The organism is Sulfitobacter sp. HI0027, from assembly GCF_001634775.1.
Lineage (GTDB): Bacteria > Pseudomonadota > Alphaproteobacteria > Rhodobacterales > Rhodobacteraceae > Sulfitobacter.
The window spans coordinates 1-20,023 of the sequence record NZ_LWER01000016.1; the positions used below are offsets into that span (position 1 = coordinate 1).

Consider the following 20,023-nt stretch of genomic DNA (forward strand, 5'->3'; position numbering starts at 1 on the left):
GTCGCTGCTTCGCTCGTGCGCACTGGCACCGCAGAGCTGGTCGACATCCAGCGCCATGAGGCGGTCGGCGACGAAACCGAGCATCTCGGCAAGCAGGTTGCTGTCAGATGTCTCTGACAAAAGCGCACGCAGCGCGGCAGTATCTGATAGACTGTTCTTGGTCATGGTCGTTCTCCTCGGTCAAAGTTAGGTCCGCAAACCAAACCTTAGCCGAAGAACAACCATGGCCGCCAAGGGACCCGCACGGGCCTCGCTTCGCTATGCGAAGGCTCCGCTCAGCCCGCGCTACCAGTGGGAGTTACACCAACTGTTGGGACACTGCTCAAACTACAGGCTATGGCCTCTGCCTTCGGAGGACAGTCACGGTCGCTTTGCTCTCGCTTAAATCCCTATTTACACCGCGTTTCGTTCACGGTCGGCGCAGGCCATACCTGTTGAAGCGGTTTAGCTGAACAGAAACTCGGAGGGTATCCAATCTGCACCGATGCCGCCCTGTGAAAAACAGGCTCTCATCTACACTTAACCACTAGACAGGTCCTCTTTGGTCCGCAACATTGCCGCGGTCGCGGTCGGAGGTATTTCAGTCTCACTCACCGCGAGCTCGGCTTGTACAATTTCTGCACAGCCGCATACTTTCTAAGGAGTTTGAATTATGAAAAATATCGTAATGTCCGGGCTACTGCTCGGATTTATGCAGATAGTGGCACACCCACTTTTGGCGGCCGACCGAAAAGTGACCATCGTGAACAAAACTGGCGTCACAATGGAAGAGTTTTACGGCTCCAATACAGGCACCGCAGACTGGCAAGAGGATATTTTGGGCGAGTTCGCTTTACCTAATGGTGATTCAATCGAAGTAAATTTCGACGATGGCACCGGGTATTGCGTGTTTGATTTCCTTGCTATTTTTGCGGATGGTGACTCAGTCCATGAGGAAGATATTAACATTTGCAGTGTTGGAACTTTTACGTTCGAGTAGGCTTCACTAAAAAAAGCGTGGCGGTGGTGGATTTTACCACCGCCTAAAGGCAGAAAGCGTCCTGCTAACCGCGCTTTCAGCAAACTGTTATACTAAGGCCGGGCTCGAACAGGCACGCCTCGCGGCGGGGGATTTTGAATCCTCTCGACTTCGCATGTTTTCAAAGCGTTGGGACTACCTTAATCACAGGGATATGCGCAGAACGGGGCGTGAAACTGTGAGCGGGTTAAGAAACCAAGAAAGCCAGAGCTGGTAAAACAATAAGGGCCACAATTATCGGACCCACGATCTCCAAGGGCCATCCGTTTCGATCAAACCAAGCTGTTAGCCTCGAGAACATCCATATCGCTCCTATCGTACTGAAATTCCGATTGCATCGAGCCAAATGCCGACAGTGGTAGCCACGACAGATAAACCAACTGCTATCGCAGAATACATCTGCCACCTTGCAGCGTTCCTTTGTGCGTTCGCAACCCGCTGCTCGAGTGAGAAAGCTCGGCGCCGAACATCTTGATCGTGTCTATAAGCAACTTCTGAACCCTCCTGCCCGCCGTGCTCGAACAAATCGTCAACAGATTTCTTTCGTGCGGCTTGAACTAAATCATTCATTGGCCTCTCCTTTGTCAGACCGCACCAACCGCGTCGGCCTAGACAACATCATATCCAAGCAGGCGAGGCTTGCGCAGCCACTTGGTGCGCTGTGCGGCGATACACATATCTTTGCTTTTGGCACGGTGCGGCACAGTGCCGATAATGAGGCCAAACACCCAAGGCGCGGCCCACGATGGCAAAGGCACGTTATCGAATACCCAAGCAGCAACCTTTCCCTACATTACCCGCGTTCCTACTTTGGGTCGCCGGCAAGGCCGGTGGCCATTGCAGCATCCAGGCTATCGCGTGGTAAGTTTAGCGCCGCCTTTCTGCTGAAGTTTAACGGCCATTGGAATAGAAAGACTTAACCTATATTAACGAAACATAGTGCTCACTTTCCACTCTATGTCCTTGTTGATTGACTTAAGCTCATCCAGCCGGCCCTCTTTCAACATTCTGCCTGCGTATCCAAAGAATACCGCGAGACCAGAGGCCCCGTAGTCAATGGAAGTGGTCAGGTGAAAAGGTATTTGCACACCCAAGCGGGAGAGCTCATTCATAAAATATATGAGCTCTCCTCCATGAGACTCGGTTAACCAAGCCGATTTTGCTTTCGATGCGGCTACATTTTGCGCCCACTCTTGATATCCCTGTTCACTATCTCGGGGCATTGATGGAGCGGCCAAACGGGAAGAAATTCTGTCATACTCATTTACTGCCTTTGCTAATCTCTCCGAAAAGTCGACAAGGCGACCGCCTAAGCGGGGAAGGTCCGTGCGATGCGCACGAAACCACTGTTTAATCATCAGGCTATAATAGAAAATGACAACCATTGCTGCGACGAACGCCACACCAATTAGCGGTGCGGCCCAAGATGGAATGGCCTGATACGCCCAAGCCCACCATGCATACAGCGTACTGCTTACGGCGGTCACAAAAAAACCCACCCACGCCCATAGCCCCCATTGCTCCAGAAAAGACCTGAGCGCCTCAAAATATGGTATTCTCTTAAATAAATCTTTGAACATGACGTGCACGATGCCGCGCTCCATCTGATTCTGGTAGTCATATTGTCACCCCGCCGAAGCTTGGTGCGTTTGAGACGTATGGCCGAACATATCGTTCAGCATCGCTTCACCTGGTACTGGCATCGCCTTGCCGCCCCCAAGCGCAAGAAACCCGCCCCTGCTGTCGCAGAGACGGGCCGCTCCGGACTGAACTTTGAAATGTTGAATATGGGCCTTTCCTAGTTTAGTTGAATGCGCCTGGACCCCGGCGCCGGGATCTCCTCATAGGCAGCCGTGCAAATCACACTGCCGCGCTTGATAGACAATCCACTCTGCGAAAGGCCGATCACGCGCGATCGCTTCAATCGTCGCTGGTTGCGCCTTCGGTGGCCGCTGGCTCACGTCCTTGAATAGCGCGTCGCTGCTCACATTGCTCGGGGGTAGACAGGACCCGGCAGAGAGCGGAATCCAGATCGTCGTCAGTAAGACCTTCAATTTCATTTTGCGCTCCTTTCGCGTCTTCGATGTGGCCGATCCGGTCTTCATTGTGCTGACCGCGCAGCTCGCCCTCACGGTCTCTTGCCGAGTCATAGCGAAGCCATACCACAAGCAGCACCGCGGCAACGAACAGCGCCGCCACAATGATCAGTTTCGTGGCCGTGCGACTAAGTCCAAACATGGCTACTTCCCTGCCCGGTGATTGTGGATCGCAGCAGCCCAGAAAACACAGCCCAGAAGCCATAAGATCAGTTCATAGCCGTGATCATGCAGGGCGAGACCAGCGGCCAGCGCCAGAGCCAGCTTAACGGCGCCCCATTTGTTGCCGAACACATCCATTACTTTCGCAATGAAGGGGTTCAGCTCGCGACCGCCAGCATCGAGAACGCGGTTTGTCGTGATTACATCGACCACATTTCCGAGCAGGTAGAACATCAGCGCCAGATTCAGACTAAGCATAGCGCCACCTCTTCGGTGCGACGGCGCACAAGACCGCGAACCACGCGCCCTCCCGCCTTATTCCACCAGCCGATCGCCTCACAGCCGCCCTCGATGTCGCCTGCATTGAGGCGGCGGGTTGCCGTGCTAGTGCCTGCGCCGTGCCAGCCCACATTGAACGCGAGACTCGTGTACGCGGCCTTGCGGGTCGGTGGCAGCCAGTAGGTCCGCGCCTTGTCGTTGACATAGGCCAGCCACTTGTCGCGGTACTCTGCGATCTCTGAAATTAGCAGCTTCTTGCACTGAGCGTCTGTCTTGCGTTGTCCGGGCCCGGCGGTGCGTGTGTGGCCGTAACAGATCGTCCAGACGCCGACGATGTCCCGATAGGCCTCGTTTCGCTTACCCTCCCACTTGGAGATCAGTTGGAAGGCAATCTCATCGAAAGGATTTTCGGCCACCGGTGGTGGCTGGATCAGCGGCGGACTTGGCTTCGATGCCATGGCCGGGACGACCTTCGCCTCGATGCTCGCTTGCACATCCGGCTCCGACAGAACTGCCTCCTCATAGAGCGCGCCACCGATGGACTTCACCAGCATGAGCGCGCCGAACAGGAATGCCGTCCAGAAGATCAGCCGGCGGCCGATCCGCGTCTCAGGCACCTGCCGAACAAAGCGGCCGAGGATGCCAAATGCGAAGAACACCAGCGCGGCAGTCCCAAGCGGGTACGGGTCGGCCTCGATCTGAAACAGGCCATACAGTGCATTGGGCGCGAGAAGTGCCAGCAGGCCGAGCACCATGCTGACGAATGAATACGAGCGCAGAACCACTCGCCAGTTTTCGATGATGTATCGGTTCATGGGTATTCTCCAATGCTGAAAACCCCGCTGGCGGGGCACGAGGTTGATGATGCGGTGGGGTGGTTAGCCAGCGATCCTGAAGAACGCTGGCGGCTGTAGGTACTTGAACAACAGACCGCCGGGACATGTGTACGTCAGGTCAACGCGCAGCTGGTACTCGCCCGCGGGCATGAAAGGCAGCGTGGGGTAGCGATAATCGAGATATGGATCATCAGCAGAGCCACCCGCCCATTCAGCGTCTGGCAAATCGTAGACCACGCCGTCTTGACTGATCGCAGTTCGCTCAGACACTACCGGGCAATCGTCACGCACCTTCTCCCGTCAGATACGCACCGGCAGCGCATCACCGGCAACAATCGGGCTGGCCAACGTCTCTACCTTTCCAAAGCCGCTGATCGGCTGCGTTCGGTCTGTGCGCTCATACCGGAAAGCCGTGAACGCTAGGACGATAGAAAGCGCCACGCAAACTACCGCAAGGAAGCCAAATACCCGCATCATTTGAAGATCACCGATCGATAGGTCCAGAGAACGCCGAAGAGCGTCACGACGATCCCGCCTAGCGTTGTGATGCCGACCATCAGCAGCTGCCGCTCCTTTGCGGCCTCCGCTTCCTTCATCTGGGCAATCTCTTCATGCAGAGCGCGGTTATCCGTCCGCCATTCCGCAGCGAGAATGGTATTCGCCTCACGCAGTTCTGCGACCGACCTCTCAAGCATCTCGATTTTATAGCTTGAGAGAGTTGATTGCTGGGGGTCACCTGCCATTCATCACCTATCTTTCTGAAGGCGCCGCTCATCACGGCGAAACATGCGGTCATAGCCCCCATTCTACTAGGAAGAGAATTGACCGTCCGGTACATTGCTTTAGGGGAAGTGATATGCCTAAGACAGAATCACACATATTCAGTAACTTACGACGCAAGAAAGCGCAGCGACCGTGGTTTTTCATCGTTGCGGTTGCGCTTTTGTGGCTGCTCGCCCTTGCGACTATCTTCAAGCTGGTTGGGTATGATTGCCTGTACTACTGCGACTGAGGCTAGTTAGCTTGGCCAGTGGGTATCGTCGGCGTAGTTGGCCGGGATACTCTCATCATCCTTTAGCGCCCAGCTTGCCGCATAGATCGCGGCGGCCGCCTCTTTGCCTTTGCGTGACACCTCCAGCATTTGCGCCGGCGTCAAATCGTGCAGCACGTTATCGCCATCGCGAAACGGAATCACCGCCCCGGTGACGCCAGCCGCGATCAGATCGCGCGCGGTATCGGCCAGGGCCATAAGGTTAACTTGATCCACCGGCCGACCTTGCACCGGGATATCGCCCAGGCCGGTCACGCTCACCAGCGCGCCCTGCATGATCCGGCGGTCGCGCTCGGTGGTCACCGCGGCGGCCAGGCGCGCCTGATCCTCGGCCGCCAGATCGGCAGCGGTCTTGACGTTCAGCTTAAACATTATCGCCCCCTTGGGTTTGAGTTTCGGTTTCCGGCGCCAGCTCGGGGTCAGGATCGGGCAAGCGCGCGACCGGATCGGGCAGCGGGCCGGCGGTGACACGCACAACCGGAATTTGCCCGCCCTGGTCAGGATCGGCCGTGGCCGCGTCATAGCGCCAAAGGATTTCCGCGGCGATTTCGCCGCCCTCTCGGGTCATAAACCCGACAAAAGGGCTTGCCTCCTCGGGCACCGCTTGACCGCCCTCGGGCACCGGCGACAGGTCATATTCCACCCCATCAACCGTGAGGACATCACCCGCCACGCTGGCGACAGTTTCGGGAGCACCGGGCAACCCGGCTTGCATGTGCAACGTAAGTTTCATTCCTGCTACCTCAGTTCCAGCGGCCAATAGCCGTCATGTAAATTGTGCAGTCGCTTGTATCTGCTCCAGCCGACATGCGATGCGCACGCAGAGCCGTTACTGCCGACGCGCTTGTTCCGGCTGCGCTGAAGGAAAAAATCCTGTTCTGTAAAGGTGCCGACCCGTTCGAGATTGTAGCAAATAGACCCAACTTGGGGGGGGCTACGAACGAGGCGGGAAAAGACAAACTCATCGAGTTTGTGGTGTAAGGGTCGGCAAATGTACCCGAACCGGTGGCTGTAGGGTCGCCCATATTGACCAGAACTGCGCAAATCTGCGTCCCGTCCGCAAACCGCACATACTCGCCGTTGCCGTTGCTGCCGCGCTCAATGATCGCGCCTCTAGGGACGCCTGCTGATTGCGACACCGTGCCGAGGATATTGCTGTCCGAGTAGAACCGTGACCATTGGGGCGCAGCACCCCCTGTCGACTTAACCCCAAGCCAAAGGTTGTTATCCTCCGGAGAACTGACGTTCATCGCATTCATCAGCAGCATCGCATGGGTTCCGCTAAGTGCGGGGAGAGTTAACCCAACAGTACCTCGATATGTCGCCCCCGGTGGCGCACCTGTTGTTGAGTCTAAGTTGCCGGTCCTGAATGCCCCACCCGGTAATTGCGTTTCCAAGAAATTGCCTGTCGACCGAACGGCAACACCTGCCCCCCACCCGAACGCCCCCACCTTCAATAGCTTTTCCGCCGTGGCGTCAGTGGGGTCGGCCTGCACTTCGTCGGAAGCCAGGTAGCGCCGCCAAGAAGTCCAGCCAGCGTTCCCACGGGCTCGATATTTAGTCCCGTTGCCACCTGAAAAGTCAATGGCGATCTGCCATACGTAGTCATCGGCCTCAGAAACCGTAGAGTTCCCCACCAAAAGACCGAAAGCGCCGTTCATCGTAGAGAACGGATTGTCACCACCGGCAGGGGTCGCATGGCCGCCACCATAACCAGAATAGAAACCGGCGGTATGATGGGTATCAACATTTGGGACAACTGGCCCCGAATCGACACCCAAACCGAAAGCGCCACTAAGTAAAAATTTGCCCGGCGTGGCATCTGTAGGTCCGCTAGGAAGGCTGTCTTTGATGGACAGCAGCGCCGCCCGTTCCCACGCTGCGACAGCGCTATGCTGCGCGTTGAAGTCCGGCCCGAATACCGGTTCGGGGGGCGGGGTAGGAATATTCACCATCAGAGGCGTCCTTCTACTGTAACATTGAGGTCAGAATAGCCATTTGAATCTGCGGTTCGGGTCAGCTTGGTCAGCCGCCCGTAGGTGGCCACCCCCCATTTGTTGGCAAGTTCGGCATTCACGTAATACAGGCCGCGACGGGCGCGAAGGCGGGCCAAAGCGCGCTCCATGCGACCCCCGTCGCCGTTCCGGATAACCACAGGATAATCTCGGTCGAAGGTATATCCACGCTCTACGATTGTTGCGTTGCCGAACGGATCAATCGTTTCGACGGAGTAGTCGGTCAGCTCGCTTGATAGACCGGACACGGCAATACCGAACTCACGCACGTCGCCGAAAATAATTTCACCCACGGAAACCGTTTCGCCGGCTTGCCCGACCCGAACCCGAACCTCGTTTCCCGGCCCCGCTGCGATGTCATCAATGATACCAAGATCAACAACTTCGAGCGGCATTGTGAACAAGGTCACGTAGTCTACGATCTCGCTAGTATCTGCCGAGTTGAGCGTCTTGTCATAAGTTACATCTGATCCGCTATAGACCGTCACTCGCGCTTGGCTGGCGGATACGTTGATCAGCGCAACCCCCCGCAACAAAGCGGAGAGTGAAAATCGAACATCAATCTGACCAGTGCGCGTAACGATGCTGGAAGGGCCACCATCAAACGCGCGCCACGGCAGCATCGCGCCCCGGTCTATCCATGCTGTGCCGATCGTCTCTGACGGGATATTGCCGGAGTTATTGGCGATGACGCTTTCGTACAGGCGCTTATCAGCGGAGACTTTGACGACCGCGCCACTTGCGAAAGTCGTGCCTGCCGCCCATTCCGCGTTCGGGTCTGACAAATTGTGGCTCACCAAATTTGCATTTGCGACAGTAACCGGGTCGATAACCTTAAGCGTCATACTGTGGCTCCTTGGCTCGTAGGCCGGTCGTATTCCTCGTAATTCCGGCGCTCGTTGGCTGCGCGGTTTTTAGCGCTTTCCACGATCAGCTTGCTGTTCTGATCGCGCTCTTGCGCCTTTAGCTCGGCAACCTCCTTTCGAAGGGCCCGAAGCTCCTTAACGACCTCTTCGCTATTGCCACCCAGCATCCGCTTGGTCGTATCAGCATTGTAAATTCGCGACCTGCCTGTCGCTTCAAGCTCAGGTCCGTTTTCGCCAACAATGCGCAGGCCGCCCCTGTGCAGACCACCGGTCGCGAACGCCGGGATGCCGCCCAGATCAACAACCTGCCGACGTAGCCCCGCCAACCAGTTATTCCGGTTAAGGATGTTCTGGTTCGCCGATCCGATCTGATCCTCAAGCCCACCATCAGCCCAGAACCGGCGGCGGAACTCAGCGATATCCGCCCCGCGACCGTAATCGACATGCGATGCGTTGTAGTTGATGCCGCCTTGCGCGTTCAGGCCAAGCTGTGCCGCGCTATCACCTTGCATCAGAGTCACGCCGGTATCACGCTCTAGTTGACGGATGCGTTCGATAACACCGGACGAGCGGTTTTGAGCGTCGCTACCCCAAGTACTGTTGACGACTTGCGCAGTGATCTGCCCGATCCGAGCTGTTCTTGCCGCTTCTTCTGCACGCTCTCGGGCCTCATCACGCATAAGCTGTGCCAATTCGCCAAGGCTTCCACGCAGCCCCGCCATGCCCTCGCGAAGCGCCGTGATCGGGTTGGTTATGTTGCTCCGCGTTGTCGAAGCAAACCATGTTGAGAAACCCGTGGATGGATCAAACTCGAAAGAGCCGCCAAGGGTTATGCGACCTGTACTGGTCCCCGTGATTGTGCGAAGAAATCCCGCCTGTGTTCCGGTAAGACCCGAAAGGTCGATTGAACCTCGCACCAGCTTATCCACGGCCTCGGTGGACTGGTGCAACAGCGCCCATTTATTGCCGTTAAAATTGACCAACCCCACATCGCCGCGCACGGTCTTCGAAACTTGCGAGTTCCCCAAGCTGAACAGCGTCCAATCTCGGCCTGAAAAGCGGCTGAAATCGACCGCCGCGTCGATGGTGCGTGTGATCCGATCACTTTCCCGAATAAGAAGCGCGCGCTCACTATGGGTCAGGTGTTGCCCATAACCCATCAGGATCGTAATCGCCCGCGTTGCGGAAGTGTTGGCATTAAGCAGCAACAGGCGATGCGCGTCAGGCATGGCTGTTTCGAGGACGGCCCCAATGCGGGCGATATATGTACCTTGCCGCTCTAACAGAATGCGACGATAGGTGTCTGTCATGTCTGCAGAAATTGCAGCCCCAATGATCGCTGCGTAGTCGCCCTGCTGAGCGATAACAAGCCGCTGCACCTCGCCAGATAGGTTGGACTGCATGGCCGCCGCGACGATCACCTGATAGCGGTTGATATTGCCCAAAGCCAAGCGGATCGCCTCATTTGAAGCGTCCGACGAAAGACTGACGTTGACCACGCGCGACATTTCTGACGAACCGGCCAGAGCAATGCGCAATTGATCGCTGGTCAGTTGCTTTCCAATGGTCAGGTTCAGGGTCTTGGACAGGGATGAAACTGTAGTGGTCGCAATCCAGCGGTTGCTTGCGGAAATATCATCGCCGAGAACGTAATCGATCGTTTTTATGTGCTCAGAAGCCGCAGTCAGAGCCAACCAACGTAGGTCAGGCATAAGGCTCGCCGTGCGGGCAATATAGTCGATATTGGCCGTGATGCCTGTCGCGGCGTTGTCCAGCATCGTGCGCAGGCTCGCAGGAATGTCTGCATCCGCGATAAGATCGACTGAGACCGAAAGACGCTCCTTCAGAAACTGATAATTGATCATTTCCGCTGCAGCGATTGCGCCTTGCAAAGATCCCAGCTGCGCGTTCAAACCTTCGATAACCGCAGGCTCCAGCGGATTGCCGCTGTTGATGGCCGCGCGCACCTCTTCGAGCAGAGTGACCTGATTGCCCAGAAGGCCCGCGATAACGTCATGCCGCGCCCCCTCGATATCAGAGACACCCGCCGTAAGCTGTAGGTCAGAGAGCACCCGCGCCTCTGTCCTTGCCTGTTCAAGGGCAGTGCGGGCGGTAGCCATCGTGTTTGAGAGCAAATTGCGAGCCGCTGTCGTTAATTCAGTTGCCGCTTGATTATCCCCGGCCAATGCCGACGACAGCAATGTCTGGAACCGCATTTCGGAAAACGCGCGCGCCTGCTGACCGGACACAAGTGCCCCCGCCGTTCCCCGCATGTCGGCAATGAAATCGCGCAAAGTGCTGGCCGTGCGGTACCAAAGAGACGCGGCCTGCTCATTGGCACGCATTGCTTCGGACGTGGTGCCGATCATTGCGTCGATTTCAGTCGTAATGGAGCCGACCATTTCAGCGACACCGACGGAAAAACTCGCGATAGCGGGCAGCACCTCGTTCAAAGCGCCCGACATCAACATGAGCGCAGCATACATCTGCCGCCCGTACTCGGTTGTTGTGTCCAGACCTTCGATCATGGCTCTGAACTGCGCCCGCGTTTGGGGCATCGCCACATTCAGCTCCTCGAACCGGCCTTCAAGCTGGCGTACGGCAGTATCGAACCGTTCTTGCTGAGTATAGAAACCAGCGAAATAAGCAGAGGTGGCCGAGCTAAACGCGTCCAAGCCGCCAAATGCTGTGACCATCTCTGATGCCACAGCTCCGCCTGCAACAGACACATCAAACAACCGGTGCGCGAGCGTATCCATTACACTATTCACCGCTGTCAGATGGCCCGATATCCGGTTTAAGGTATCAAGCGCGCCCTCGCCAGCCTGCGCCGCGTCTTCGAGTCCAGGCACCATCCCGGCGAACGCATCGCCCAGACTTTCAAGCGCGTCTTCAACCGCCGCTTGCGCCTCGCTATCCGAAAGTCCCTTTGTCGACACCTTCATTTCATAAGCGAAATCGGCAAAGGCAGAACTGCCCACGCCCAGAGCAAGCGCTGCCCCCAGAACACCTTGCTGAATTCCCGACACAACGTTGCGCAAAGGCGCCGCCACTGCGTCCGCCGCCGCCGTGAACGTTTCGCGCACCTTCTTGGAAAGACCAAAAAAGCGGGATGTTTCTTTCTTGCTGAACGTCTCTACCAGCGTCGACATGCCGTCGACCGTGACCCGCAGGCCGCTGTCCAGAAGCTTCACCTTTTTGCGGAAGAACGAAAACGCCGCCGCCGCGATACCCAGAATTGGCACGACCGCGCCGATGGAGGCGGCGAGACCGCCGCCAGCCGCCGCGATATTGCCCGTGATATTAAAGATGTTACCGATACCGCCAGAAATCGCGCTGCCCAGCCCACCCAGAAAACCGGACCCGCCGCCCAGACCGCCAAGCCCAAAGATTGAACCAGCCTCGCCAAAGCTGCCCAATAAGCCCGCCAGCGGCCCACCGGACAATAACGACCCAGCACTACCCAGCAAACCGCCGTCACCCACCTGCGGGCCGACCACGGCCGGGACACCACCGCCAAGCCCCAACACGCTGGACAGGCCACCGCTCAGACTGCCAGAGATTACGGAGCTCAACCCGCGTTGCAGGGCCGACTTGATACTGGCAATCGCGCCGCTCACACCACCACCCAGCCCAGCAAAAAAGTCCCCGACCGAGCGCGAAACGTCGCTGACCATCGTGTCAAAAACAGACGTAACCGTGCCCGCTACATCTGCCGCCGTCTTTGCTAGTCCTGCTTGCCCGCTTGCCATGCCCACGATCAAACCATCGACCACGAACCCACCGATTTCGGTTGTGACCTTCGAAGGCGATCGCGTGCGCAGGATTTTCTTAAATCCGTCTGAAATCGAACTACCAACGGAAGAGACCTTCGCTTTCAGCGATTGCCACTTCTCATCAATCCCTGCCTTGATCCCGTCGACTACGTAACCGCCAATATTCTTGGCCTCGGCAAAAGCATTCGCAGCGATGGCTTTCATTTCAGCCCACATGCGCGCACCCATGTCCTTTATTGCCTGCGCCGCGGCCTCGCCTAGCGTCGCCAGACCGTCACCGATGGATGCAGCAATTTCAGCCGTCTTGATCGCAGCTTGGGCGCGCAAATCAGCCAGCGCAGCAGAAACTACGGGCGACAACTCGGTAAATCGCTGCGAAACCTTTTCACCCAATGAGGCCAAGCCGTCGGCGATCTTTTGCGGCAACCCTTCGGCCCATGCCTTCGCGTCTAAGGCGAACTGAATTAGTTCCGGCTGAACCAGCTCCCACAAACCTCCGAAGGCATCCGACAGGAATGTCGCGGTATTGGACGCCATGGTTTGCATGGATTGTGCGGCCAGCGCGAAATCGCCGTCAATCAGCGCTTTGATTGCACCTATGCCAAGCTCAAAGTTTTCGCCAAGTACATCCCAGGCTCTCGAAATGCCGGTCCAGGAAAGTTCCCAGCCACGTTTCACGGCTTCCCACACTGAGCCCAAGCCTGCCGACACGGAACTAAGCATCGGAAATCGGGCCACCAGATCATCCCAGCGGTAGGCCACATAGGCAGCACCCGCCGCCAGAGCGCCAAGGCCGATCACCACCGCCCCAAGCGGCGTCGCCAGTGGGATCAAAGCCATTGTGATCATACCCAAGGCCATAGCCGCAGGACCTGCAACGCCCGCAATCAACGCGCCTACGCTAACAAAGCGCTGCGTGCTGTCTGATAGCCCGTTGAACCAGTCTGACAGACCAGCGGCGCGGTCGGCCAAATCCTTCAGCACAGGCGCCAGCGATGCGGTCAACTGGTTGCCCAGCCCCTTACCGATCAGCGCCAACCGCGACAACGCGTCGTTTGCCTCTTCGATCCCATCCGCCTGCGCTTCGGACAGCGCAATGCCGAACCGATCCACATCATCCGCAGCCGTGCGCAGGGTCGCCGTATCGAGCCGCCCGATCGCGATGGCACCGGTGCGCCCGAACAGGTCCCCAGCCACCGCCGCGCGCTCTGCCGCTGGCACCATTTCTTCGATCGCGCCGTTGATCGCCAAAATACGCTCATCGAGCGGCAGCTTGCCCAAGTCTTCCGCCGACAGCCCCAAGCGCTTTAACGCTTTCGCTGCGGGCCCCGCCCCCGTCGCCGCCTTACCGAGACGCAAAGTCATGGCCTCGGCGATTGTCGAGATTTCGCCCATCGAGACACCGGCCAACTCGCCCGCGCGCTCAAGTACCTGCATGCTCTTGACGGTCGTGCCCAGCGATTGGGCCAGCTTGGCCTGCGCGTCGATGGCTTCAAGGCTGCGCTTCACCGTGACAGTGCCGATGGCGACCATCGGCGCAGTGATGCCCACCGACAGGCGCTTGCCCATCTTCGTCATCTTGGCCGATGTTGCCGCCATGCGCCGCTGCATGCTGTTCATGCTGGCCTCGGCGCGCTTCGCGCCCTTCTCAAAAGCCGCAGAATTGAGAGACAGGACACCGCGCAGCGCGCCGATCACAGCAGACATAGGATCATCCTTTTTTGGAATGGATAGCGGCACCGATGAAGAACGACCGCAGGCGCGCATCGGCCTCGCGCTCACTCATAACTTCAGCAGCGGGTTCGCCCTTATCCTTGGTGAAGTCGGGCATGTGCTTTGGATCGTTAACGGCGAAGTGAATTAAGTGCGCCAGTTCTTGCTGCAGCACCCGCTTTGACCTGATGTCCGCCTTTTCCCGCGCCAGCGTTGCGGTCAGGATCAGATCGCATTCGCGCAACGTCATGCGCCAAAAATCGTCGTATGAAAGGCCCAAGCGCACCCACTCGCGCACATGGGCCTCCCAGTCTACGCCGCTGGCTTCTTGACCTTTCCCGACGGCGCGCCCGATCCTTTGGGCGCATCCGTGTCGGCTTGGGGGAACGCCGCTTCCAGCACAGCGCCAAGGTGCTGACCCGCAGCTTGCGCGCCGCCCATGTCATCGACCAGCTCGAACGCTTCATCTTCGCTGCAACCTTTGCCATCATTCGCAGCAGCGCCCAGAATAACGGCGATTTTCTCGACGCTCATCTGATGCTTCTCGGCGTCAAGCGCTTCGAACAAAGGCATGCCGAAATGACGCTCGACGCGGACCTGCGCGGCGGTTGTGAGGCGCAGGACAGCAGTGTTGCCTGACGCCAACGCGATAGAGCGCGAAGAAATCATGGAGCAACCTCCCCTTTCGTCCAGGCGACATCGCCCGTGGTGCGAATGCCAAGGTTCAGCATGATATCACCGTCGACCGTTTCAGACGGGATAGTGGGCGTTACATGACCCTTCCATGCAAACTGATCGCCCGCCAACTGGCCGGTCTGAGCGGGCAGTGTGACGCGGAAGAAAGCCCCGTTCGGCAAAGCCTCCATCTCTGCGGCCGTTTCGTAGCCCGCCGCCGAATAGATGGTTTCCAGCGTCAGCTCGCCACCGTCTTTCAGACCCTTGGCCCACTCACGGAACCCGCCGGGGCTGTCCAGCGTGGTCACGTCGCGAAAGTCTTTAGTGACCTCCGGAATGACCACGTTTTTCGCTTTGGGGATGCGCGTCCAGTCTTCTTGTCCGGTCGGCGACCATTCGACCACCGAACCATATACAGGAACCGTCAAGTCCATGCCGTGTACTCCATTTTCAGATGTGCCGATTTCCGGCGTTAGTGGTGCCAGCGCACCCAGAAATCCAACGAGATGCGCTGGATCACATCGCCCCCTGCCGCATCGGCAAGATCGCGAATTGATTGCAGACGGGCCGATGTGATCGGACCGCCGCGATAACCTGACAGAAGCCCGCGCACTGCGGCCTCCATGCTTTTGACTTCACCAAAGCTGCGTCCGTAGCAATCAATCTGCACGCGGCCTTCGCTTGATCCGGTCGGCCCGTCGAGCGTTAATCCGTCCGACCCACTCACCCGTTGCAGGCGAATATAGGGTAACGGCGCATCCTGCGCGCCGACCAGCCATGCTACATCGTAGCCTTGAGCAGACAGCAGTGAGACAAGATGCAAATCCATCAACGCGCCGCCCTTCGGGCATTGCGCGCCAACGTCTTTTCAATCTCTGACCAGGTCAGCCGTCCCAGCTCTTCGAGCATGTTCGGCGCATGCGCATCCCACGCGGGCCGCATGAAGGGATCGGCCATCACCGCCCCCACCGCCTTACCCGACGCATGGTGCCGCATCACTGTGCCGAACTCGATAAGTTGCGCATGCGGCGCGCCCTTGCCGCCATTATCGACTGGCCCAACGTACATCGTCACTACATCGCGGGCACGATCCGCCCGCACACCACCGGCCTCCCGTCTCGTAAGCTTACTTGTCACTTCCACCTCGAACGGCGACGCGCCAGCTTGCTCCGCGACAGGCTTCAAAACCTTTTTCATCGCCCGCCGCTGGACGCCCTTCGCCGTGCCCGCCGCCAGCTTGGCAAGCGCCTTTTCCATATCCCTGCCGCCGCTAAACTTCATAGACACGCTCATGCCGCCGCCCCTTTCGCCGTCGCCGTGATTTCCTGATAGGCGCGGCCCGCAGGCTTCACCCCGTCGATCTTCCAGACTTGCCCGTCAAAAATCAGAACGTCCGTCGATTGGACCGACGCGCGGGCACTGATCACGAACCAGCCGACCGATACGCCGCTAACTGTTCCGGCACGCCACTTTTCACCATCGCTGACCGGGGTGAACGCCGACCAAAGCGCCGCCACTTCAGGCCACTCGGTTGCGTTATCCGGCACCGGGATCGACTGCCCCCAACCATCCTTACCGGATGGCGGCCTGCGCACGGAAACACGCCGATCGAGCAGCTTGCGGGCCATCAGCCCACCCACCCGAACTGCGCCGCCGGTCGATAGCGCACTTGCTTGATCAGCCGCAGCGCCCCGAAACTTAGTTCAAGCTTGCCTTGATCCTCGACCGCGATACCTGCTTCGAACCACTCTTTCGCTAGCAGGATGACTGCCTGCCGCAGCTGCGGCAGCGGGTTCTCTGCATATCCCGCCTTAACCGTAATACGAAGCCGGGACGCCGTGACCGGCACCAGCTCGACAACTGGCGCACTGTAAGCGTCCCTAAGAACCGCCACCGCGCCCAATTCAACCCATGCCCCTAGAATGTTCTGCGCCTCGACCATTTCCACGCTGGATACCGGGAGAACCGGCACCGACCATGTGGCCCATCCAGCGGGCAATTCGAACCGGCATAAACGTTCCGACAACGGCCTTCCGGTTGCCGTGGTTACCATCGCCTCTGCCGCACTCAGCGCCATTTCGATCGCAAACCGATCCGCCGCGTCTCCTTCCGGCATATGTGTCGCCGCAAGGAAATCTTCGACCGTCACAGCGGGCGCGATTTCATCCATTATCTCCATCGCGCACCGCCTTTCTCAGATCGCGTTTACTTGGTGGCCTTCTTGCCCTGCGCGGGCGGTTCGCCGCCATCTTTGCCGTCACTTTCTGAGTTGGATGCTCCGGCTTCTTCGCCATCGCCCTCGGCGGTCACGACAGCTGGATTGCCTTGCGCCGGGGGTACACCGGGAACGGTATCAGGCGTGGGCGACACGCCTGCCGTTTTCAGTCGCTGCTCAAACTCAAGTTCGCGTGCGGCAAGCAGCGCTTCGCGGTCAGCCAATTCATCGGCCTTGGAAACCTGTTTCTTGGCATCAGCATCGTAGGGCTTTGTCACCGGCCGCAGACGCACAGCCTGCGCAGGCTCGAACCCGGCAATGTCGCCTTTGACGTAGCGACCGTGACCCCGCGTAAATTCCAGAATAACTTTCGACATGTTTGGACCCTCTCAGGGTTGAATTTGCAGAAGATGCGGGCGCAGATCATCCGCGACCGCCGTATTTCACACTGTCAGAGGCTCGGGATCAGAGACCCCAGCCCGCGCCGGTCAGCTTGGAAATTGCAACGTCATGACGCGGCACGAAGTCGTGTTCCTCGATCGCGCGCATCAGGGTCAGGTCGTTTTGGAACGCTGACACAGTGTCGCCTGAGTTGTTCACGTATGCGGCCTCCGACGAAGACGCCAAGGTCAGCGACATGCTGTCACCGACAAGCATTTCGTTGAAATCAGCAAAGAACAGCTCCGTTTCATCACCGCCGACGCCCAAGTTGTCGGGCAGCTGCGACGTGGTGTAGATCGGATAGCCCAGCAGCTCGCCATTGCGCTCAATGGATGGGTAGAGCGGCGCACCACTGTTCGCGTCCCGCAGACTGGCAAGGAAGTTCTTCGCGGAGGAGCGCATGATCCAGCCGCCATTTGTCATCGGCGTGTCGGCGTCCTCGACCTTCGACACCATGCGGCGCAGCGCAGCATCGACAACGGCGGCGGTTTTGCCCACGGCTGTTTGCGTATGCCCGGCCAGCGCCCAACTGCCCATGCCTTTCGGGGTCTCCGACGAACCGTCGCCGCGCAGGAAAGCAAGGTCTTTGCGCAGCCCCATCACGTCCAGCATATCATCCCGCACCAGCGCCCCCAAGGCGGGCGAAGAGTGACGCAGCAGGGCGTTGCCAACCGGGACCAGCGACCGCAGCGTTTTAAAGTTCTGGTTCACCGGCTCGAATGTCGGTTCGCTTGCGGGCACGGCTTCGTTTTCGGCGACGTAGTGGGCGGTCGCGCTCGATGCCTGCCGCGCGTTGCGGATTTCACCGGCGGGCATGTCCACCGTGCGGGCCCCTGCCCGCATTACCGCGACGCGCGGTTTCAGCAACTCGATTATGTCATCGGCCTGCGCACGCGGGATCGTCACACCGCCCGCGCTGTCGGTTGCGCCCGAAAGCGCTGCGGAAATGCCCGAATGCCCGTCACGGTCAAGACGCGCAATCGCGCCGTCCTTGCTACCTTTGGCGTTTGCCAGCGCCTGTACCATCAATCCAAAATCGACGCCTTTGGCTGCGGGATCGGCAGCACGCGCAGGCGCACCGAGGACGGGTGAGGATTGCGAGGTTTCGGACTGCGCTGAGGCAGCCGCAGCCGCCTCGACAGCTTCCAGCCGTTTCACACTGGCATCAGCCGCCGCAAAATCTGCTTGGGCCGTTTCAAAGGCCGCAATTGCGGCGACCATTGCGTCATCGTCTTGCGCCGCGCCCGACGCCTCGGTTGTGCCGATAAGCTCAGACGCGGCAGTCATGGCCGCTGCCGCGCTGGTGCGGTCGCGGCGGTAATCGTTGATATCTTTCATTTGCGTTTCTCCATGCAAAAAATGCCGCAACCGCAGCACAAAAAGCCCGCCGAACGGCAGGCAAGACAATCCGTTTTAAGGGATATCAGGTAAGGGCTGTGGCCTGCGCGGCCTGCGCCTTGGCGGCGTAGGCCCGCGCGTTGGACGGTCGTACGCTAGGGGCGTAGGCTTCCGACACGCGGGCATAGAACTGCGCTCGCGTCTCTTGCCGATCCGCCAGACCGCGCGCGATCGCTTCAGCCGCGCCGAACACTGCGCCGCCGTCTTGAGGATCTTCAGTCACAGACAGCCGCGCTGCAAGCGCGCCCGGATCAATCCCGCGCCCCGCCGCGACTGCGGCGTGAAATTCAGCCTCCGAGGCGTCCAAGCTGCGGCGCAGTTCTGCCATGCCCGCTTCGCTCGCGGCATCCGGGTTCTTGGCGCGCGCCTTGCTCGATGAAAGCTCGAACCACTGATCACCCCAGTTATCAGGCTCGACTGGCGAAGATGCCATGAGGCGCACCCCGATCGATCCACATTCGGCCCCTGCGGTCATGGCGATTTCCGTCGCTTGTGCCGCTAACCAGTAAGCAGCAGACGCTGCCAGCGGGTTGACCAACACATGCACCGGCTTGATTGCAGCGCAGCGGGCAATGGCATCCGATGCCGCCTGAATGCCCCGCACCATGCCGCCGGGACTGTCCATGTCGAGAACCACGCCGGAAACTTCCGTATCCGCCGCAAGCTCGTCCATCGTCTCTTCGATCCCGTCATAGGTGGCCCAGCCCATGTATCGCTCAAAGGCGAGCATGTTCGGCGTCAGAAGCCCGCGCACTGGCACCACGGCCAGACCGCGCTGCACCGCAAACCGCTGACCGCGCTCAATCGTAATCGTCGCTGACGGCTCTTGCGCCGCTGCCGGCACATCCATCGCCAGCAATGCGCCTCCTGCTGTGGTGCTGAGCGCCATCAAATTCGACTGTAGAAATGCGCCTGCCGTTTTCCCTTTCATGCGTCGTCGTCCTTCTCTTCGGTGCGCGTCATGTTCGGCGCAGGGTTCAGCTTGTCGTCGTCGGGGCCGGTCGTGACCGGCAGACCGGCAAGCCGCTGGCCTGTGTTAGGCGTCATGAACGGGCCGCCCACGGCTTTGAAAATTGCCTCGTATTTCTCTTTCGTGGTGGCCTGAAGCAACGCGCCGAAATCGTGGCGGAAGAACAGCCCCTTGCGGCGCAGCAGTGTCCCAACAGTTGGTGTAACTCCCACTGGTAGCGCGGGCTGAGCGGAGCCTTCGCATAGCGAAGCGAGGCCCGTGCGGGTCCCTTGGCGGCCATGGTTGTTCTTCGGCTAAGGTTTGGTTTGCGGACCTAACTTTGACCGAGGAGAACGACCATGACCAAGAACAGTCTATCAGATACTGCCGCGCTGCGTGCGCTTTTGTCAGAGACATCTGACAGCAACCTGCTTGCCGAGATGCTCGGTTTCGTCGCCGACCGCCTCATGGCGCTGGATGTCGACCAGCTCTGCGGTGCCAGTGCGCACGAGCGAAGCAGCGACCGCATGAAC

24 protein-coding genes and 2 pseudogenes are annotated in these 20,023 nt (G+C 58.8%); 4 read left to right on the top strand and 22 right to left on the bottom strand.

Annotation, left to right across the window (positions count from 1 at the left end; genetic code table 11):
• Window positions 1-165, bottom strand: a pseudogene (locus tag A3722_RS25230) (IS256 family transposase); the annotation flags it as partial.
• Between the two features lie 487 nt (window positions 166-652).
• On the opposite strand from A3722_RS25230, the gene A3722_RS01190 reads away from it, so the two are divergent.
• Window positions 653-979, top strand: a complete 327-nt coding sequence (locus A3722_RS01190) for a hypothetical protein (RefSeq protein WP_067627115.1) — start codon at window positions 653-655, stop codon at window positions 977-979.
• 351 nt (window positions 980-1,330) lie between these two features.
• Here A3722_RS01190 and A3722_RS01195 read toward each other — a convergent pair whose 3' ends face one another.
• Complete coding sequence (locus A3722_RS01195) at window positions 1,331-1,588, bottom strand: hypothetical protein (protein ID WP_067915863.1); 258 nt, start codon at window positions 1,586-1,588, stop codon at window positions 1,331-1,333.
• Window positions 1,589-1,944: 356 nt separating this feature from the next.
• Complete coding sequence (locus A3722_RS01200; protein WP_067627113.1) at window positions 1,945-2,622, bottom strand: hypothetical protein; 678 nt, start codon at window positions 2,620-2,622, stop codon at window positions 1,945-1,947.
• Window positions 2,623-2,676: 54 nt separating this feature from the next.
• Between A3722_RS01200 and A3722_RS24225 the strand changes: the two genes are divergently transcribed.
• On the top strand, window positions 2,677-2,820 hold the full coding sequence (locus tag A3722_RS24225; RefSeq protein WP_161487378.1) for a hypothetical protein: 144 nt from the start codon (window positions 2,677-2,679) through the stop codon (window positions 2,818-2,820).
• A 118-nt stretch (window positions 2,821-2,938) separates the two neighbouring features.
• Here the strand turns inward: A3722_RS24225 and A3722_RS01205 are convergent, their stop codons facing one another.
• The 9 genes from A3722_RS01205 to A3722_RS01250 all read right to left on the bottom strand — a co-directional run bounded on the left by A3722_RS01205 (window position 2,939) and on the right by A3722_RS01250 (window position 13,212).
• Window positions 2,939-3,256, bottom strand: a complete 318-nt coding sequence (locus A3722_RS01205; RefSeq protein ID WP_067627111.1) for a hypothetical protein — start codon at window positions 3,254-3,256, stop codon at window positions 2,939-2,941.
• 2 nt (window positions 3,257-3,258) lie between these two features.
• Entirely contained in the window at window positions 3,259-3,534 is a 276-nt protein-coding gene (locus A3722_RS01210; protein ID WP_067915865.1) for a DUF5658 family protein, read from the bottom strand.
• On the bottom strand, window positions 3,522-4,370 hold the full coding sequence (locus A3722_RS01215) for a lysozyme (protein WP_067627107.1): 849 nt from the start codon (window positions 4,368-4,370) through the stop codon (window positions 3,522-3,524). The genes A3722_RS01210 and A3722_RS01215 overlap by 13 nt, the downstream gene beginning before the upstream one ends.
• A gap of 494 nt (window positions 4,371-4,864) precedes the next feature.
• Window positions 4,865-5,134 (bottom strand): hypothetical protein, encoded by a 270-nt coding sequence (locus tag A3722_RS01225; RefSeq protein ID WP_067627105.1) that lies wholly within the window; start codon window positions 5,132-5,134, stop codon window positions 4,865-4,867.
• A 275-nt stretch (window positions 5,135-5,409) separates the two neighbouring features.
• Window positions 5,410-5,814: a DUF4376 domain-containing protein gene (locus A3722_RS01230; protein ID WP_082849310.1), complete on the bottom strand. Its 405-nt coding sequence runs from the start codon at window positions 5,812-5,814 to the stop codon at window positions 5,410-5,412.
• Window positions 5,807-6,175 carry a hypothetical protein gene (locus A3722_RS01235; RefSeq protein ID WP_150120117.1) on the bottom strand — a complete coding sequence of 123 codons (369 nt, stop codon included), beginning with the start codon at window positions 6,173-6,175 and terminating at the stop codon, window positions 5,807-5,809. The genes A3722_RS01230 and A3722_RS01235 overlap by 8 nt, the downstream gene beginning before the upstream one ends.
• Before the next feature lie 10 nt (window positions 6,176-6,185).
• The gene (locus A3722_RS24475) at window positions 6,186-7,397 is read right to left on the bottom strand and encodes a pyocin knob domain-containing protein (RefSeq protein ID WP_067627102.1); all 1,212 of its coding nucleotides are present in this window, start codon (window positions 7,395-7,397) and stop codon (window positions 6,186-6,188) included.
• Window positions 7,397-8,302, bottom strand: coding sequence for a hypothetical protein (locus tag A3722_RS01245; protein WP_067627100.1), 906 nt, complete (start codon window positions 8,300-8,302; stop codon window positions 7,397-7,399). Before A3722_RS01245 ends, A3722_RS24475 begins: the two co-directional genes overlap by 1 nt.
• Window positions 8,299-13,212: a phage tail protein gene (locus A3722_RS01250; protein ID WP_150120390.1), complete on the bottom strand. Its 4,914-nt coding sequence runs from the start codon at window positions 13,210-13,212 to the stop codon at window positions 8,299-8,301. The genes A3722_RS01245 and A3722_RS01250 overlap by 4 nt, the downstream gene beginning before the upstream one ends.
• Between A3722_RS01250 and A3722_RS23780 the strand changes: the two genes are divergently transcribed.
• Entirely contained in the window at window positions 13,196-13,963 is a 768-nt protein-coding gene (locus A3722_RS23780) for a hypothetical protein (RefSeq protein ID WP_150120391.1), read from the top strand. The two genes, A3722_RS01250 and A3722_RS23780, sit on opposite strands and share 17 nt — an antisense overlap.
• 161 nt (window positions 13,964-14,124) lie before the next feature.
• On the opposite strand, the gene A3722_RS01260 is transcribed toward A3722_RS23780, so the two are convergent.
• The 10 genes from A3722_RS01260 to A3722_RS01305 all read right to left on the bottom strand — a co-directional run bounded on the left by A3722_RS01260 (window position 14,125) and on the right by A3722_RS01305 (window position 19,723).
• Window positions 14,125-14,481, bottom strand: a complete 357-nt coding sequence (locus tag A3722_RS01260) for a hypothetical protein (protein WP_067631168.1) — start codon at window positions 14,479-14,481, stop codon at window positions 14,125-14,127.
• Entirely contained in the window at window positions 14,478-14,921 is a 444-nt protein-coding gene (locus A3722_RS01265; protein ID WP_067631171.1) for a phage tail tube protein, read from the bottom strand. The genes A3722_RS01260 and A3722_RS01265 overlap by 4 nt, the downstream gene beginning before the upstream one ends.
• 38 nt (window positions 14,922-14,959) lie before the next feature.
• Complete coding sequence (gene gp17, locus A3722_RS01270; protein WP_067631174.1) at window positions 14,960-15,316, bottom strand: tail completion protein gp17; 357 nt, start codon at window positions 15,314-15,316, stop codon at window positions 14,960-14,962.
• Window positions 15,316-15,780, bottom strand: coding sequence for a hypothetical protein (locus A3722_RS01275; protein ID WP_067631176.1), 465 nt, complete (start codon window positions 15,778-15,780; stop codon window positions 15,316-15,318). Before A3722_RS01275 ends, gp17 begins: the two co-directional genes overlap by 1 nt.
• Window positions 15,777-16,115, bottom strand: coding sequence for a head-tail adaptor protein (locus A3722_RS01280; RefSeq protein ID WP_067631179.1), 339 nt, complete (start codon window positions 16,113-16,115; stop codon window positions 15,777-15,779). The genes A3722_RS01275 and A3722_RS01280 overlap by 4 nt, the downstream gene beginning before the upstream one ends.
• Window positions 16,115-16,657, bottom strand: coding sequence for a phage gp6-like head-tail connector protein (locus A3722_RS01285; RefSeq protein ID WP_150120392.1), 543 nt, complete (start codon window positions 16,655-16,657; stop codon window positions 16,115-16,117). Before A3722_RS01285 ends, A3722_RS01280 begins: the two co-directional genes overlap by 1 nt.
• A 35-nt stretch (window positions 16,658-16,692) precedes the next feature.
• Window positions 16,693-17,079, bottom strand: coding sequence for a hypothetical protein (locus A3722_RS01290; protein ID WP_067631184.1), 387 nt, complete (start codon window positions 17,077-17,079; stop codon window positions 16,693-16,695).
• 88 nt (window positions 17,080-17,167) lie between these two features.
• The gene (locus tag A3722_RS01295; RefSeq protein ID WP_067631190.1) at window positions 17,168-18,481 is read right to left on the bottom strand and encodes a phage major capsid protein; all 1,314 of its coding nucleotides are present in this window, start codon (window positions 18,479-18,481) and stop codon (window positions 17,168-17,170) included.
• An 85-nt stretch (window positions 18,482-18,566) separates the two neighbouring features.
• A complete protein-coding gene (locus A3722_RS01300; protein WP_067631187.1) occupies window positions 18,567-19,472 on the bottom strand; it encodes a S49 family peptidase in 906 nt (301 codons plus the stop codon).
• Window positions 19,469-19,723 carry a hypothetical protein gene (locus A3722_RS01305; RefSeq protein WP_067627953.1) on the bottom strand — a complete coding sequence of 85 codons (255 nt, stop codon included), beginning with the start codon at window positions 19,721-19,723 and terminating at the stop codon, window positions 19,469-19,471. Before A3722_RS01305 ends, A3722_RS01300 begins: the two co-directional genes overlap by 4 nt.
• Before the next feature lie 126 nt (window positions 19,724-19,849).
• Between A3722_RS01305 and A3722_RS25235 the strand changes: the two are divergent.
• Window positions 19,850-20,023, top strand: a pseudogene (locus A3722_RS25235) (IS256 family transposase); the annotation flags it as partial.

Bases quoted from the DNA above. Each gene is read 5' to 3' on its own strand.
- A3722_RS01190 (WP_067627115.1), top strand. From the start codon at position 653: ATGAAAAATATCGTAATGTCCGGGCTACTGCTCGGATTTATGCAGATA.
- A3722_RS01195 (WP_067915863.1), bottom strand. From the start codon at position 1,588: ATGAATGATTTAGTTCAAGCCGCACGAAAGAAATCTGTTGACGATTTG.
- A3722_RS01200 (WP_067627113.1), bottom strand. From the start codon at position 2,622: ATGGAGCGCGGCATCGTGCACGTCATGTTCAAAGATTTATTTAAGAGA.
- A3722_RS24225 (WP_161487378.1), top strand. From the start codon at position 2,677: ATGGCCGAACATATCGTTCAGCATCGCTTCACCTGGTACTGGCATCGC.
- A3722_RS01205 (WP_067627111.1), bottom strand. From the start codon at position 3,256: ATGTTTGGACTTAGTCGCACGGCCACGAAACTGATCATTGTGGCGGCG.
- A3722_RS01210 (WP_067915865.1), bottom strand. From the start codon at position 3,534: ATGCTTAGTCTGAATCTGGCGCTGATGTTCTACCTGCTCGGAAATGTG.
- A3722_RS01215 (WP_067627107.1), bottom strand. From the start codon at position 4,370: ATGAACCGATACATCATCGAAAACTGGCGAGTGGTTCTGCGCTCGTAT.
- A3722_RS01225 (WP_067627105.1), bottom strand. From the start codon at position 5,134: ATGGCAGGTGACCCCCAGCAATCAACTCTCTCAAGCTATAAAATCGAG.
- A3722_RS01230 (WP_082849310.1), bottom strand. From the start codon at position 5,814: ATGTTTAAGCTGAACGTCAAGACCGCTGCCGATCTGGCGGCCGAGGAT.
- A3722_RS01235 (WP_150120117.1), bottom strand. From the start codon at position 6,175: ATGAAACTTACGTTGCACATGCAAGCCGGGTTGCCCGGTGCTCCCGAA.
- A3722_RS24475 (WP_067627102.1), bottom strand. From the start codon at position 7,397: ATGGTGAATATTCCTACCCCGCCCCCCGAACCGGTATTCGGGCCGGAC.
- A3722_RS01245 (WP_067627100.1), bottom strand. From the start codon at position 8,302: ATGACGCTTAAGGTTATCGACCCGGTTACTGTCGCAAATGCAAATTTG.
- A3722_RS23780 (WP_150120391.1), top strand. From the start codon at position 13,196: ATGCCGAACCGATCCACATCATCCGCAGCCGTGCGCAGGGTCGCCGTA.
- A3722_RS01260 (WP_067631168.1), bottom strand. From the start codon at position 14,481: ATGATTTCTTCGCGCTCTATCGCGTTGGCGTCAGGCAACACTGCTGTC.
- A3722_RS01265 (WP_067631171.1), bottom strand. From the start codon at position 14,921: ATGGACTTGACGGTTCCTGTATATGGTTCGGTGGTCGAATGGTCGCCG.
- gp17 (WP_067631174.1), bottom strand. From the start codon at position 15,316: ATGGATTTGCATCTTGTCTCACTGCTGTCTGCTCAAGGCTACGATGTA.
- A3722_RS01275 (WP_067631176.1), bottom strand. From the start codon at position 15,780: ATGAGCGTGTCTATGAAGTTTAGCGGCGGCAGGGATATGGAAAAGGCG.
- A3722_RS01280 (WP_067631179.1), bottom strand. From the start codon at position 16,115: ATGGCCCGCAAGCTGCTCGATCGGCGTGTTTCCGTGCGCAGGCCGCCA.
- A3722_RS01285 (WP_150120392.1), bottom strand. From the start codon at position 16,657: ATGGATGAAATCGCGCCCGCTGTGACGGTCGAAGATTTCCTTGCGGCG.
- A3722_RS01290 (WP_067631184.1), bottom strand. From the start codon at position 17,079: ATGTCGAAAGTTATTCTGGAATTTACGCGGGGTCACGGTCGCTACGTC.
- A3722_RS01295 (WP_067631190.1), bottom strand. From the start codon at position 18,481: ATGAAAGATATCAACGATTACCGCCGCGACCGCACCAGCGCGGCAGCG.
- A3722_RS01300 (WP_067631187.1), bottom strand. From the start codon at position 19,472: ATGAAAGGGAAAACGGCAGGCGCATTTCTACAGTCGAATTTGATGGCG.